The 14609-nt window shown below is 64.1% G+C and carries 15 protein-coding genes and 2 pseudogenes; 4 read left to right on the plus strand and 13 right to left on the minus strand.

Features of this window, described 5'->3' with window-relative positions:
- Nucleotides 1-45: 45 nt before the first annotated feature.
- Nucleotides 46-408, minus strand: coding sequence for a preprotein translocase subunit YajC (yajC, locus tag V1286_RS16355; protein ID WP_108515959.1), 363 nt, complete (start codon nt 406-408; stop codon nt 46-48).
- Nucleotides 409-603: 195 nt separating this feature from the next.
- Between yajC and V1286_RS16360 the strand changes: the two genes are divergently transcribed.
- On the plus strand, nt 604-1587 hold the full coding sequence (locus V1286_RS16360) for an ATP-binding protein (RefSeq protein WP_334480975.1): 984 nt from the start codon (nt 604-606) through the stop codon (nt 1585-1587).
- A 39-nt stretch (nt 1588-1626) separates the two neighbouring features.
- Here the strand turns inward: V1286_RS16360 and V1286_RS16365 are convergent, their stop codons facing one another.
- Nucleotides 1627-3003: a peptidoglycan DD-metalloendopeptidase family protein gene (locus V1286_RS16365; RefSeq protein WP_334480977.1), complete on the minus strand. Its 1377-nt coding sequence runs from the start codon at nt 3001-3003 to the stop codon at nt 1627-1629.
- Nucleotides 3004-3112: 109 nt separating this feature from the next.
- Nucleotides 3113-3757, minus strand: coding sequence for a protein-L-isoaspartate(D-aspartate) O-methyltransferase (locus V1286_RS16370; RefSeq protein WP_417021148.1), 645 nt, complete (start codon nt 3755-3757; stop codon nt 3113-3115).
- Between the two features lie 237 nt (nt 3758-3994).
- Between V1286_RS16370 and V1286_RS16375 the strand changes: the two genes are divergently transcribed.
- The 3 genes and pseudogenes from V1286_RS16375 to V1286_RS16385 all read left to right on the plus strand — a co-directional run bounded on the left by V1286_RS16375 (nt 3995) and on the right by V1286_RS16385 (nt 5624).
- A complete protein-coding gene (locus V1286_RS16375) occupies nt 3995-4372 on the plus strand; it encodes a response regulator (protein ID WP_334480979.1) in 378 nt (125 codons plus the stop codon).
- 55 nt (nt 4373-4427) lie between these two features.
- Nucleotides 4428-5119: pseudogene (locus V1286_RS16380) on the plus strand (helix-turn-helix transcriptional regulator).
- 85 nt (nt 5120-5204) lie between these two features.
- On the plus strand, nt 5205-5624 hold the full coding sequence (locus V1286_RS16385; RefSeq protein ID WP_334480981.1) for a nuclear transport factor 2 family protein: 420 nt from the start codon (nt 5205-5207) through the stop codon (nt 5622-5624).
- Nucleotides 5625-5653: 29 nt separating this feature from the next.
- Here V1286_RS16385 and surE read toward each other — a convergent pair.
- From surE to V1286_RS16435, 10 genes and pseudogenes are all read right to left on the minus strand, one after another.
- Nucleotides 5654-6422, minus strand: a pseudogene (surE, locus tag V1286_RS16390) (5'/3'-nucleotidase SurE).
- 96 nt (nt 6423-6518) lie between these two features.
- Nucleotides 6519-7016 carry a hypothetical protein gene (locus tag V1286_RS38935; protein ID WP_417021149.1) on the minus strand — a complete coding sequence of 166 codons (498 nt, stop codon included), beginning with the start codon at nt 7014-7016 and terminating at the stop codon, nt 6519-6521.
- 11 nt (nt 7017-7027) lie between these two features.
- Nucleotides 7028-8359 carry a serine--tRNA ligase gene (serS, locus tag V1286_RS16400; protein ID WP_334480982.1) on the minus strand — a complete coding sequence of 444 codons (1332 nt, stop codon included), beginning with the start codon at nt 8357-8359 and terminating at the stop codon, nt 7028-7030.
- A 150-nt stretch (nt 8360-8509) separates the two neighbouring features.
- Nucleotides 8510-9331, minus strand: coding sequence for a twin-arginine translocase subunit TatC (gene tatC, locus V1286_RS16405; protein ID WP_334480984.1), 822 nt, complete (start codon nt 9329-9331; stop codon nt 8510-8512).
- Complete coding sequence (tatB, locus tag V1286_RS16410) at nt 9328-9843, minus strand: Sec-independent protein translocase protein TatB (RefSeq protein ID WP_334480985.1); 516 nt, start codon at nt 9841-9843, stop codon at nt 9328-9330. The genes tatC and tatB overlap by 4 nt, the downstream gene beginning before the upstream one ends.
- 118 nt (nt 9844-9961) lie before the next feature.
- On the minus strand, nt 9962-10204 hold the full coding sequence (locus V1286_RS16415) for a twin-arginine translocase TatA/TatE family subunit (RefSeq protein ID WP_057854630.1): 243 nt from the start codon (nt 10202-10204) through the stop codon (nt 9962-9964).
- A gap of 146 nt (nt 10205-10350) precedes the next feature.
- A complete protein-coding gene (scpB, locus tag V1286_RS16420; protein WP_334480988.1) occupies nt 10351-11103 on the minus strand; it encodes an SMC-Scp complex subunit ScpB in 753 nt (250 codons plus the stop codon).
- A gap of 17 nt (nt 11104-11120) precedes the next feature.
- Entirely contained in the window at nt 11121-11948 is an 828-nt protein-coding gene (locus V1286_RS16425) for a segregation and condensation protein A (protein WP_334480990.1), read from the minus strand.
- On the minus strand, nt 11945-12967 hold the full coding sequence (gene nagZ, locus V1286_RS16430) for a beta-N-acetylhexosaminidase (RefSeq protein ID WP_334480992.1): 1023 nt from the start codon (nt 12965-12967) through the stop codon (nt 11945-11947). The genes V1286_RS16425 and nagZ overlap by 4 nt, the downstream gene beginning before the upstream one ends.
- A gap of 53 nt (nt 12968-13020) precedes the next feature.
- Nucleotides 13021-14511 carry an SPOR domain-containing protein gene (locus tag V1286_RS16435; RefSeq protein ID WP_334480994.1) on the minus strand — a complete coding sequence of 497 codons (1491 nt, stop codon included), beginning with the start codon at nt 14509-14511 and terminating at the stop codon, nt 13021-13023.
- Between the last annotated feature and the right edge of the window lie 98 nt (nt 14512-14609).

Genomic DNA, 14609 nt, shown 5'->3' on the forward strand with positions numbered 1-14609 from the left:
CCGTCTGATCCAGGAAAATGCGCCGCGGCAAGCGGCGCGGAAAACTCAGCTCGCGGACGTCTCGTCCTTGCTCTCACTCTTTTCCTTGGCCGGCTCGCCCTTGGCGCGGACGCCCGAAATCATCTGCCGCATCTGCCGCACACGGACGCCGTCCGAAATCTCGAACTCGATCTGGTCGTCGTCGACCACCTTGGTCACCTTGCCGACCAGGCCGCCCGAGGTGACGACGGTGTCGCCGCGCCGGATGTTTTTGACCAGTTCCTGATGATCCTTCACCTTCTTCTGCTGCGGGCGCAGAATCAGGAAATACATGATCACGAAGATCAGCGCGAATGGCAGCAGCGACATCAACATGCTGTTCGCATCGCCGCCGGCTGCAGCCTGGGCGTACGCAGGGGTAATCAGCATCGAACAATCCTCGTGAGACGGAAAAGAACCGGCCATGCCTGGGCTTAGCGCCTTGGGCAAATCGCCTGTCCCGGGCAAATTCGCGCGGACTATAGCGGCGGCGGGCCCAATTGCAACGTGGCCGGCCCCTCTCATTTAGGCCGCTTGCGGGACCTTCCAAGGCCCGTTAAGGCTGCGCGGTCAGGAACTGCAAAAATGTCGAAAAAAGCCAAGAAAACCGCGGCTCAAACAGCGGCGCGCACTGCCCCCAGAGCGGCCTCGCGAGCCGTTGCGAAAACCGCGACAAAACGTCCGGCAAACAGCCTCAACGGCGCCACCGCCGAGCGGATCGCCACGGCGCTGGAAGCCATCGCCGTCCACCTTTCCGCGGCCTCCCCGGCGACGGCCACCCTTGAGCAGTTCGGTTCTGCGGACGCCTTTGTCTGGCATCCGGACGGACGGCTTTCGTCGGTGCCGCGGGTCAGCCGCGTCGACCTTGGGCTGCTTAGGGGTATCGACCAGGTGCGCGACATCCTGATCGAAAACACCGAGCGCTTTGCCGACGGGCTGCCCGCGAACAACGCGCTGCTATGGGGCGCGCGCGGCATGGGCAAGTCGTCGCTGGTGAAGGCCACTCACGCCAATATCAACATCGACCGCAAGCCGGCCGACCGGCTCAAGCTGATCGAGATCCACCGCGAGGATATCGAGAGCCTGCCCGGCCTGATGGATCTCCTGCGCAGCTCCGATTTCCGCTTCATCGTGTTCTGCGACGACCTCTCCTTCGACGGCAACGACGCCTCCTACAAATCGCTGAAGGCGGTGCTGGAAGGCGGTATCGAGGGACGCCCCGACAACGTCATCCTCTACGCGACCTCGAACCGGCGGCACCTGCTGGCGCGCGAGATGATCGAGAACGAACGCTCAACCGCGATCAACCCGGGTGAAGCGGTCGAGGAGAAAGTCTCGCTGTCGGATCGCTTCGGGCTTTGGCTCGGCTTCCACCGCTGCAGCCAGGATGAATATCTGGCGATGGTGCGGGGCTATTGCGGCCATTTCGGCATCGCGATGGCCGACGAAGAGCTGGAGCGCGAAGCGCTGGAATGGTCGACCACGCGCGGCTCTCGCTCGGGCCGCGTGGCCTGGCAGTTCACGCAGGAACTGGCGGGACGGCTGGGCGTGCGGCTTTCCGGGAAGTAGAGCCCGTAGCCCGTTGGCTGCATCCGGGGTACGCTCGCCTCACGCCCCGTTCAGGAATTGAAGCGGGTCAACCGGAGAAGATCCCTTGCGGATCTCGAAGTGGAGCTGCGGCGACCCCACCTCGCCCGATTGACCCGATTTGGCAATGATCTGGCCGCGCTTGATCGTATCCCCGCGCTTCACCATCAGTTCACTCGCATGGGCATATGCGGTGACGTACCCGTTGGAGTGCCGCACCAGAACCAGATTGCCGTAACCCTTGAGCTCGTTGCCGGAATAGGCAACCACGCCATCTTCCGCGGCTTTCACCGGCGTGCCTTCCGGCACCGCCAGGTTGATACCGTCATTCGATTTGCCGTTGGTCTTGGCGCCGTAGCTCGTGATCACCTTGCCGCGCACCGGCCAGCGGAAGGTCGGCAGCGCGCCGGTGGCTTCGCTTGATTTGACCGACGCGGCTTCGACGACGGGCTTTTCTTCGGCAACATTGGTGGTCGCCTGTGCCAGCCGCGCGGCCTGCGGCGGACCGCCGGCTGCGGCCATCTTGGTGGCAGGCGCCGCAACCGGGGCGACCGGCTGGGCAGGTACTGCGGCGACGACGGGCTGCGCCACTGGCGCGACGGCCGCGGACTTCGAACCGGGCACGGTGAGCTTCATGCCGAGGCTGAGCTTGGCGGACTGATCGAGATTGTTGGCCTTGGCGAGTTCGGCAACCGGGACGTGATTGCGGCGCGCGATGCTCATCAGCGTATCGCCGCGATTGACGATATGGACGCTCGACGGCGCAGCCGCGGCGGCAACCGGCTTGCTGGCCGCCGGCGCAAGCGCCGGCGCGGCCGCAGCCACCGCCGTCTGCCGCGGAATGATCAGTTGCTGGCCGGGCGACAGCACCCGCGGGCCCTTGTAGCCGTTGGCCTGCAGGATCGCGGCGGCTGAAACGTTGTAGCGTTTGGCCAGAATGTCGAGCGTGTCGCTGGTGCCGACGATGATCGAGGTGCCATTCGGCGCAGCCGGGCGCGCGGCCGCGACCGAGCGCGGCGGTACCGTGGCGGTGGTCTCGATCGGCGGCTGGGATGGCGGCGCATAGGACGAAACCCCGCGCCCTCCTCCCGACACCCCGCCAGAGCTGGCCGGATAAGCGTGCGGTGCAACGACGGCGGGCGGCGGCAGAGCCTGGGACTGGAATTGCGGCGCAGACGCCTGCGGCCGGTCGTATTGCGGCAGCTCGCGGCGTTCAGCGGTGGGCGGGCGCACCGAACCGGTGGCTTCGGGCTGCGAGGCAAAGGGATTGGAGAACGAGCTATCGGAAAAGCGCGTCTGCATATCGGCGCTGCAGCCGGCAAAGCCGACTGACATCAGCGTCAGCACCGCGACCTGCGGCATCCGACGCGAGCGAAGCAACTCGGCGACACGGGACATGGTTACTCACTCGTACGCAACAAAATACTGTTTTGAGTAAACACTGACCGAGTAAATAACCGCTTAACCCTTGGAATAAGATGTTGGCGGGAACCGCCAATCCGGGATTCTACAGCTCGCGCGCAATTCCCGGCAGCGCCGGGACGAAGCGGACATCGACCAATTCCTTGCGCTCGAAACCGCTATCTTTCCTGGTCACCCTGACCAGCGTCTGGGTGCCGTGATGCGGGCCGACCGGTGCGATCAGGATGCCGCCGGGCTCAAGCCGCCGCTGCAGGGTATCGGGGATTTGCTCCATCGCGGCGGTGACGATGATGCGATCGAAATCGCCGGCGCCCGGCGGAATGTCGAAGCCGTCGCCATACATCACCTCGATATTGAAATAGCCGAGCGCTTCGAGCCGGTCGCGGGCCGTGTCCGCCAGCGTCCGATAGCGCTCGATGGTCAGGACATGCGCGCACAGCCGCGACAGCACCGCGGCCTGATAGCCGGAGCCGGTACCGATCTCGAGCACCTTATGGTCCTTCCGCAGCTGCAACTGCTCGGTCATGTAGGCCACCACGAAGGGCTGGCTGATGGTCTGCCCGCAGGCGATGCCGAGCGCGCTGTCGCGATAGGCGTGACCGCGGTCGCCAGCCGCCACGAAAACCTCCCGCGGCACCTCTTCCATGGCGCGCAGTACCGCCTGGTCGCTGATCCCCCGCCGCCGCAGGGTGAGCTGAAACATCATCTTCTCGGGCGGTTCTTGCGACATTGCGGTCTCGCGGCGGGCTCAGGCCCTGCCGAGATGTAATAGCGTCCGCGCACTTAAGGAAGAATTTCCTCAAGATTTCGGTTCCGGCTACCGGAACTGTTGTTGCGCCCCCGGCGTTAGGGCACGGCAAATCCACAGCCGGAGTCTTTGCTTAAATGCGTGCCGGTTCATGTCGACGTTGCGCCAAGGGGTGTTTTTTGCGAACCTCAAAGCCTTGGAAGGGCAAGGATTCCCCTCATGATAGCGACACGGCCGGTGGGCTGTTCTGTTTTCCTCGTCGAAGACGAGGTGATGATCCGGATGATGGTCGCTGACATGCTGGAAGAGCTGGGCCACAGCGTAGCTGCCGAGGCCGGCGAAATCGGCGAAGCGGTCAAGCTGGTGCAATCGACCGAATTCGATCTCGCCATTCTCGACGTCAACGTCAACGGCAAGGTGATCACGCCGGTCGCCGAGCTTATCACGGCGCGCAACCTCCCGTTTATCTTTGCGACCGGCTACGGCTCCTCCGGCCTGCCCCAGGAATATCGCGACCGCCCCGCACTGCAGAAGCCGTTCCAGCTGGAAACGCTGGCGCAGGTGATCGCCGCTACGATGAAGAGCGCGCCGGTTTAGGCCGCATAACGGCTATCGTGTCCCGGCGAACACCGGAATGACAAGAGATGCTTGCATGTCACGAACAGCAAGGCTGCTCGACTTGATCCAGACACTGCGGCGATACCGCCGCCCGGTGAGTGGAGCGCGACTTGCCGATGAACTCGATGTTTCGCTGCGCACCATTTATCGCGACATGCAAACGCTGATCGCGCAAGGCGCGCCGATCGAAGGCGGAGCCGGGATCGGCTATGTACTCCGACCCGGCTTTACCCTGCCGCCGCTGATGTTCTCCCGTGACGAGATCGAGGCGCTGATGCTTGGTTCGAGCATGGTGGCGCGGGCCGCCGACCCTGCCTTGGCGAAGGCTGCGCACGACGCATTCGCAAAGATCACCGCCGTGTTGCCGGCGGCCAGAGCAACGAGGTCGATGCGTCAGGACTTTTCGCAGGCCCTATCGTACCAGCCATGGTCGATCGCATGAATCTGGCACCCCTTCGGAACGCCATCCGAACCGAGCAAAAGGTCCGGATCGCCTACCACGACAGAGATGGCGCTGCCACCGACCGGCGAATATGGCCGATTTCAATCACGTTCTGCGCACGCATTCGATTACTCGCCGCCTGGTGTGAACTTCGCGAGAGCTACCGTCATTTCCGGACCGACCGGATCGTTGGGTTCGCCGAGGTGGGGGAAAGATATCCGCGACGGCGCCGAGCCCTGATCAAGGAATGGCGCGAAATTGAAGGCCTTCCGGATCCGGCCTGACATCACTACTGACAGAATCTGTCGCATGAATATCTCACGCTCGATCTGTCACGCGGCCGTGTAGGTCGCACTTCAGGAGTACGATATGGCGGCAGATCGAGCTATTAGAGAACTTACGTTTGGCGACGCTGAAGCCGTGCTTTCGCGTGCCCAGCGGTTGCTAAACACAGGCGATATTTCAGAAGTCATGAAAACCTTCGCTTCGGATGTCGTAGTCCGATTTGCTGACTTTCCCGAAACACATGGCAGGGCACCGCTCGAAGCATTTCTGAGGGCACGGTTCGCACGCCAAAAGAATTACCGGTTGCAGAAACAGTTGCGCGCCGTGTCAGGTAACGTCATCGTTTGCCATTGGGATGCTGAATGGGAGGACGGATTGGACGGGCGCCAAATGGAAGGCCGCGGGATCGAACTCCTCACCATGCGGGGCGACGAAATCGCCAAATGGGAAGCAACCTTCAACGTTTGGGGAAAGGACGATGCGCCGTCCTTGCCGATCGTTTAACCGGATTGCCGTTGCGCGCCTCGGCGAGCCTACTTCAACGTCGTCGTCAATTCTTCCGAGAACACCTCATCGGTCCGATCGAGCCGCAGCGGCGTGACCGATACGTAGCGCGCCGCAAGTGCGGCCAGATCGGTGCCTTCGGCCGGCGTGTCCATCATCGCCGCGCGCTCGAAGCCGATCCAGAAATAGGGATTGCCGCGGCCATCGTGGCGCTTGTCGACTTTGAGGAAGCCGAGGTTGCGCTTGCCTTGACGCGTCACGCGCACGCCCTTGACCTGGTCGGGCGTGCAGGCGGGGAAAGTTGACGTTGATCACAGTATTTTTCGGCACGCCCGCATCGATCACCTTGCGCAGGATATCGGGGCCGAGTTTCAGCGCGGTGTCCCACAGCGGCGCGTGACGGGTCTCGATGGAAAATTCCTGGCTCAGCGCAAACGACGGGATTCCCAGGATCGTGCCTTCAAGGGCGCCGGCGATGGTGCCGGAATAGACCACGTCCTCGGCGACGTTGCGGCCCTTGTTGACGCCGGACAGCACCAGATCCGGCATCTTCTCGCCGAGGATGTGGCGCGAGCCCATGATCACGCAATCGGTCGGCGTGCCCCGCACCGCGAAATGGCGCGGACCGACTTCGCGCAGCCGCAAGGGATCGTTCAGCGACAACGAATGCGAGACGCCGGACTGATCGAGCTCCGGCGCCACGATCCAGACGTCGTCGGACAGCGCGCGGGCGATTTCCTCGACGATCTTCAACCCCGGCGCATGAATGCCGTCGTCGTTGGTGCAGAGAATTCGCATCCGTCAAAATGCCTTCTGGTTCAGGTCGGGGCAGGCGCTTGCCTTTGGGCGTCGTCTTATCCGGCTATCGCGGCTGAGGCAAACCGGCCGATTTCCTCATGTTTTCTTCATCCAGACCCGCCAAGGGCGCGCGAATCTGGCGCCGCCATCGATTTTCATCTGCAGGTCCGGCGATTCCTGCTTTGGCGGCTCGATGGCAACGGGCGGCGGGCTCTCAAGCACTTGCGGTTCTGCTGGATGCGAGGGCTGCACGGGAGCGGGCCGTTCAAGCTTCGGCGCTTCAAACTTCGGCACTTCCGGCTTCGCAGCCGGCGGCGGCGCGATCGGCTCGGTCGCCGGCACCTGCGGGGCGACCACCGACATCGATCCGGCCTGCAGATGCGGATGTCGCGTTCGCGCAACCGCCAGCCCCTTGTCGAAATCCGCAGCGTTGAGCCACTCCTTGGCACGCGTGCGCGCAATCAGATCGTCGTCCCACAGGCGCGCCACTTCGATATCGAAGGCGCCCATCAACCGCTGGTCGATCAACTGCATCCCGTGGCCGGTAACAGCCCATTGCCTCCCGATCCAAAAGATGTCGCGATGCAATGCCATTTTGCCTTGCGCTATTTGTCCCGCTCGATGGTCTTGAGCCCGCCCATATAGGGCTGCAACACGTCGGGCACCGCGATCGCGCCGTTTTCCTGCTGATAGGTTTCCATGACCGCAATCAGCGCGCGGCCGACCGCCGTGCCGGAGCCGTTCAGCGTATGAACGAAACGCGGCTTGCCGTCGGGCCCACGCGAGCGCGCGTCCATGCGGCGCGCCTGGAAGTCGCCGCACACCGAGCAGCTCGAAATTTCGCGGTAAGCGCCGCCCTCGCCCTGCCCGGGCATCCAGACCTCGATGTCGTAGGTCTTTTGCGCGGAGAAACCCATGTCGCCGGAGCACAACGTCATCACGCGGTAGTGCAGATCGAGCCGTTTGAGCACTTCCTCGGCGCAGGACAACATACGCTCATGCTCGTCACGGCTGGTCTCGGGGGTTGCGATCGAGACCAGCTCGACCTTTGTAAATTGATGCTGCCGGATCATGCCGCGGGTATCGCGGCCCGCCGCACCCGCTTCCGCGCGGAAGCACGGCGTCAGCGCGGTCAGCCGCATCGGCAGTTCTTTTTCGTCGACAATGGATTCGCGGACGAGGTTGGTCAGCGAGACTTCAGCGGTGGGAATGAGCCCGAGACGCTCGGTCTTCAACCGCTCGTCGGGCGCCACAAGCAATTCGCCCTTGATGGCCCAGAACTGGTCGTCCTCGAATTTCGGCAATTGGCCCGTGCCGAACATCACGTCGTTGCGCACCAATAGCGGCGGGTTGATCTCGGTGTAACCATGCTCGCCGGTGTGGAGATCGAGCATGAACTGACCGATTGCGCGCTCCAGCCGCGCCAGCCCCTTCTTCAGCACCACGAAGCGCGCGCCGGATAATTTCGCGGCCGCTTCGAAATCCATGTAGCCGAGCGCGCCGCCGAGATCATCATGCGGCTTCGTCGTAAAGGCGTAGTTGCGGATCTTGCCGTAGACGTGACGCTGCACATTGCCGTGCTCGTCTGCGCCTTCGGGCACGTCGTCGAGCGGCAGGTTCGGAATCGCGGCCAGTTCTTTCGCCAGTTCCTCATCCGCGGTCTTCGCAGCAAGCTCAAGCTCCGGCATCGTAGTCTTGAGCTCGGCGACTTCCGACATCAGTCTGTTGGCGCGCGCGTCGTCCTTGGCCTTCTTGGCCTCGCCGATTTCCTTCGACGCCGAATTGCGCCGCGCCTGCGCCTGCTCGGACGCCAGGATCGCCGCACGGCGTTTTTCGTCGATCGCCAGCAGCGTAGCCGACAATGGCGCCAGCCCGCGGCGCTTCAGTCCGGCGTCGAACGCCTGGGGGTTGTCGCGGATCGATTTGATGTCGTGCATGGCCACAATTCCTGCGTCATGGCCGGGCTTGTCCCGGCCATCCACGTCTTTGGTGCCTTAGACCAAGTCGCGGATGCCCGGGTCAAGCCCGGGCATGACGAATCACAGGCAGCACGGCGCAATGATAGGGAAAACGCGGCGGAAGCGCCCCTACTCGGCCGGATTGGCTTCCGGGGGCGGGCTGGCGGGCGGAGGCGTGGTCGAGGCCTGCGCGGCCGCGGCCTTCTTTTCCACCATGCGGACGGCAACGATGGCGCCCTCGTAGAGCAGCAGCAGCGGTATCGCGAGCGAGGCTTGGCTGATCACGTCGGGCGGCGTCAGGACGGCGGCGATCACGAAGGCGATGACGATGAAATAGCGCCGCTTCTCGCGAAGCATCTGCGAGGTGACGATGCCGATCCTCCCCAAAAGCGTCAGGATCACCGGCAGCTGGAATGCGATGCCGAAGGCGAAGATCAGCGACATCATTAGCGACAGATACTCGCCGACCTTCGGCAACAACTGGATCTGCGCGGTTTCGTCGCCGCCCATCTGTTGCATGCCGAGCGAGAACCGCACCAGCATCGGCAGCACGATGAAGTAAACCAGGAGCGAGCCGAGCAGGAAAAAGAACGGCGTGGCGACCAGGTAAGGCAGGAACGCGCCGCGCTCGTGCTTGTAGAGGCCGGGCGCCACGAACATGTAGATCTGCCCGGCAACGATCGGGAACGAGATGAAGGCAGCGCCGAACATCGCCAGCTTCAACTGGGTCAGGAAATATTCCAACAGCGCGGTGTAGATGAATTTCGAATTTTCGGCGCCCGCGACCCAGACGAACGGCCAGACCAGCACGTTGTAGATCTGCTTGGCGAAGAAGAAGCAGAAGATGAACGCTATGCCGAAGGCCAACAGCGCCTTGATCAGCCGCGAGCGCAGCTCGATCAAATGATCCATCAACGGCGCCTTGCTGGCCTCGATGTCCTCGATGGTCATGACGCTTTGGCGTCCTTGAGAACGTCAGGCGCCGCCGGCGCGATATCCTGCGCCGCCGCCTGAACTTCACGCGTGATCGCCAGCGGCTCGGACGCCGCCGCATGCGCCTCGGCTTCGGCGAAGGTCTCCGGCGTCGGTGCGGCCGGCGTGGTCGGGGTAACGGGTTCGCCGATCGCGGACGCCACCTGGGCATCGTTGGGAGCGGTGGCGGGCTTGTCGATGTCGCCGATCTGCAGGGCGTCGCTGACGTCCTTCTGCAGCGAGGTCATGACGTTGGCGGGGGAGAGGCCTGTCGCCACGTCCTTGACCTCGTCAAAGCTCTTCTTGAGGTCGGCCATTTCGGCCTCCCGCATGGCCTCCTGGAACTGGCCCTGGAATTCGGACGCCATCTTGCGCGCCTTGCCCATCCATTGCCCGACCATGCGCAACACGCCCGGCAGCTCTTTCGGGCCGATGGCAATCAGCGCGACAACCGCGATGACGACCAGTTCACTCCACCCGATGTCGAACATGAATTCTTCCGCTCGCACGAGACGTCCGCGCCCAAATCCCTATCTAGCAAGATTTGGGGACGCCCGCGCCTTTTCTCAAACCGGCTTTCAACCGACGCCTGGTTCAAGATGCCTGGGTTCAGACAGCCTTGCTGCCGACATCCGTCCGTGCCGCCGTCGGCGCCGGCGTCGCATTGTGATCGATGGTCTTCACCGGCTCGGCCGGCTTTTCGGGCGCCTTCTCGTCGTCCTGCATGCCCTTCTTGAAGGCCTTGATGCCATTTGCAACATCACCCATCAGGTCGGAAATCTTGCCACGGCCGAACAACAGCAGGACCACTGCGATCACGACGATCCAGTGCCAAATGCTAAGCGAACCCATCCTGCAACCCTCCAAAAGAGACGGCCGGTTTCCGGCCAAGCTTTGGCGGAAGGTAGGCCCGAGAGGTGTCAAAAACAAGGACCCCTGCCGCGGCAAATCGCTGTCGCGGCTACGGATTATGGCTATCATTAACCCCGCTTGCGGGGCTAGCCGGTTGAGCCTTCAGAACCAGCTCCACCGCTCTCTTCGGGCTCGGCGGCCGGTGCCAGCAGGAGTTCCAGAGTATCGCCGGCGTCGAGCGGATCCTCGTCCTCACGCAGTGCCGCGTCGTCCGACGGCGTCGGAACGCTGAAGCCGGAAGGCAGCCGCGAATCCAGTAGCCCCGTCCCCTTTAGCTCTTCCAGGCCCGGCAGGTCGCCGAGCGCTTCCAGGCTGAACTGCGACAGGAACGCTTCCGTTGTGCCGAAGGTCAGCGGCCGGCCCGGCGTCTTGCGGCGGCCACGGGGGCGGATCCAGCCGGTTTCCAGGAGCACGTCGAGTGTTCCCTTGGATGTGATCACGCCGCGGATATCCTCGATCTCGGCACGCGTCACCGGCTGGTGATAGGCGATGATCGCGAGCACCTCGATCGCCGCCCGCGACAGGCGCCGCGTCTCCGTGCTTTCGCGCGTCATCAGCCACGACAGATCGCCCGCGGTGCGAAACGTCCATTTGTTGGCGACGCGCACCAGATTGACGCCGCGCGGGGCATATTCCGCCTGCAGTTGCGCCAGCGCTGCCTTGACGTCGACGCCATCGGGCATGCGCTTGGCAAGCGCCGCCTGATCGATCGGCTCGGCAGAGGCAAACAGCAGCGCTTCGAGAAGCCGCAATTCCTCGGGCCGCGCCTCAACTTCGGTGTTCTGGTCGATGGGATGATCCTCGGCATCTTCCATGCGTTTTTCCGCCAGGCTTGCCATGGCTAGGTCTCCTTCCACTACTCGACCGTCATATCCGGCGCGGGCATCGCTGCCTGCGGCGGACGCTTACGAAAATACAGCGGCGCGAACGCCTCTTTCTGGTTCAATTCCATCTCGCCTTCGCGCACCAGTTCGAGTGCTGCAGCGAAGCTCGACGCGAACACCGTCGCCCGCTGCGAGGGATCGACCACGTAGCTGAGCAGGTAATCGTCGAGGCAGCTCCAGTCTTCGGCTTCGGTCATGCCGACCAGCCGCTCCAGCGAGGCGCGCGCTTCAGCCAGCGACCACACCGTGCGCTTGGCCAGATGCACCGTCGCCAGCACGCGCTGCTGACGCTGCACGGCATAGGCCGTGAGCAGGTCGAACAGCGTGGCGGTGAATTTGGGATGCTTGATTTCGGCGATCGATTCCGGATTACCGCGCGGAAAGATATCGCGCTGGAACTGCGGCCGGTTCATCAGCCGGTTGGCGGCTTCGCGGATGGCCTCGAGCCGCCGCAGCCGGTTGGCGAGCGCGGTCGCCATTTCCTCCGCGCTCGGTCCGTCCGGCGTCGGCGGTTCGGGCAGCAGCAGGCGCGATTTCAGGTATGCCAGCCAGGCGGCCATCACGAGGTAGTCGGCCGCGAGTTCGAGGCGGATCTTTCGCGCGGCCTCGATGAACGTCAGATACTGATCGGCCAGCGCCAGAATCGAAATCTTGGCGAGATCGACTTTCTGCTGCCGCGCCAGCGTCAGCAGCAGGTCGAGCGGGCCCTCATACCCCTCCACGTCGACAACCAGCGCCGCCTCGCCGTCGGGGATTTCGGCGGGCCGTCCGGTTTCAAACGATAGAATTTCCGCGGTCATGCCGTTCCTACCCGATCCGTCAACGCTTCCAGTTCAGCCCGTGCCGCCTGCCGGTCGAAGGGCTCAGGCTGTTTTCGCGAGGCCAGCGCCCGAGTGGCTCGATCCAGCGCTTCGCCCGCCAGCTCCGGCGTCTCGCGCGCCACATCGCGCATCTCGTCGAGCTTGCCGTTGCAATGCAGGACCATGTCGCAGCCGGCGTTGACGATGGCGCGGGTCCGCTCGGCGATCGATCCCGCCAATGCATTCATGGACACGTCATCACTCATCAACAAGCCTTGGAACCCAATTACGCCGCGAATCACCTGCCGGATGATTGTCGCAGAAGTCGTCGCCGGTTGGGCGGGGTCTAATGCGCTAAACACAACATGTGCGGTCATGGCCATCGGCAGGTCCGCCAGCGGTTGAAAGGCGGCGAAATCGGTCCGATCCAGCTCTTCTCGCGACGTATCAACGGTCGGGAGCCTCAAATGGCTATCCGCAGTGGCCCGTCCATGGCCGGGAATGTGCTTCAGGACGGGCAGGACGCCACCCTGCTCCAACCCCTCGGTAACAGCGCGGGCGATTGCTGCGACCTTGCCCGGCTCGGTTCCATAGGCCCGGTTGCCGATCACGGCGTCGGCCCCGGCCACCGGGACATCCGCCAGCGGTAGGCAGTCGACGGTGACGCCGAGGTCGATCAGGTCGGCCGCGATCAGGCGCGAGCTGAGCCGCGCAGCCTTCAGCCCCAGCGCCTTGTCGAGGTCGTACAGCGCCCCGAAGGCGGCGCCGGGCGGATAGACCGGCCAATGCGGCGGCCCCAGCCGGGCCACCCGCCCGCCCTCCTGGTCGATCAGCACCGGGGCATCCGCCTCGCCTACACAATCCCGCAATTCGCCAACGAGGTCAGATACTTGACTTGGCGTCTCGACATTGCGTTTGAACAGGATGAAGCCCCATGGGCGCTCGGCACGGATGAACTCGCGCTCCGTGGCGCTGAGTTCCAGTCCCGATACGCCTGTGATGAATGCGCGGCTGCTCATGGGGGCCGATTAGGCCCCTCACGGCTCCGCGGTCAAGGAAACCGGAGATAATTCTACGGGATAAAGCACTGCCCGCCGGCAGACTTCAGCTCGGTGCAGAACTGCACGGCCTCCTGCCGCGTGCGGTACGGGCCGACCATGGCGCGATACTTGGTCTTCCCATCAGCCAGATCCACCCGCCTGATGACAGGCGAACGGGAACCGAGCACGGACGCATACTTGCCCTGCGCCGCGCGGAACGACTCCCTGGCCGCGGATTCGCTGTCCTGCGACGTCACCGATACCAGAAAACTGCCCCCACCCTCGGAAGCTGCAGCCGGCGCGGTTTGCGTGGGGTTGGTCGCAGCCACGCGGGTTGACGACTCCGATTCGGACGCCTGAGGCGCGAGCGACATCGGCGTGTTGGCGCTGGCATTGGCGGAAGCCGGGTTACGCGCCGGCGGGGCAGCGGGAGCCGCGGCCGGGGCAGCAACGCTTCGCGTCGGCGGCTTCGGCGGCGGCGCGCTGGCGCCTGCCGGGATGCCGCCATTGTCAGCGGCGTCGCCCTTGACGGCGAGCGTCTTGATCCTGCGCGGCTCGTTGTTCGGCATCGTACCGGTGGCGGCAGGCATCGGCGCCGACGGCGATACACTTGAGGCCGGCGGCGGGTTGGCGTTCTGGTTCAACGGCGGAAACACCACGCGGGGTGCCCCCGAGCGGGAATTGACGTCGACGGGCGTCTCTTCGCGCGACACCAGCCTCTCGCCGCCATCGCCTGACAGCATGCGGTCAGGGTTCTTGGCGGCACTTGCGTCGGACTGCGCCGGCACCACCTTGGTCGGGCTGTTGTCGGCCCTGATGATCGGCGGCTCGCCCGAGCGGGGCGACCCGACAAAGGTGCGATAGGCAAAGGCAGCCCCCGTCCCCACCACGGCCAGCGCCAGCACGGCGGCAACCGTCACCAGGCCGCTCGAGCGCTTCTTCGGCGCGGGCTCTTCCTCATATTCGCCCTGGTAAGCGTAGGGATCGTCCGGATAGGCCGGATCGCGCTGATAGTCGTGCTCGCCGGTCTCTAACCGCCCATACAGCGCATCGTCGTAGCGCGACGGGTCCTGCTGCGGCTCGTCGGCATATTGCTGAGGCTGCTCGTCGTAGTCCTGCGCGGGCGGCGCTTGATACGCGGGCACCTGTGGCGGCTGGGCTGCGTAGCGATGCAAGGGATGCACCGGCGCCGGCTGGTACTCCGGCTCGTCATCGTATTTCTGGTCGTCATCGTATTTCTGATTGTATTCCTGCGGCAGCGGCGGCGGAGGCAGCGGGGTTTCGTGGCGCGCGCGCTGCATCCATGCCGGCGGGCTCGGAGGAGCATCGGGCAGCTCTTCCGGCGGATCATATTGCTGTGGGCGCACGTTGGCCCGCGACTGCAGCGGGCGCGGCGCGGGTTTGGCCGCGGCCCCGAGCGGATCATTCTGCCCGATCAGCCTTGCGAGCTCGGCAAGCGGATCACTCTCGCCGCGATCTTCGTCGGCGGAGGGAAAAGGTCGGTCCTGATATCGATTAGCCATCGTGATGATGCATCCCCTACGGGACAGCGCCAACTCGCCATGTCAAACAAACCATGACGAGCGTGGCCCCTGCCAGATACCCCACGAACCCCCATTCG

It is taken from the genome of Bradyrhizobium algeriense, assembly GCF_036924595.1.
In the GTDB taxonomy this organism is placed as follows: domain Bacteria; phylum Pseudomonadota; class Alphaproteobacteria; order Rhizobiales; family Xanthobacteraceae; genus Bradyrhizobium; species Bradyrhizobium algeriense.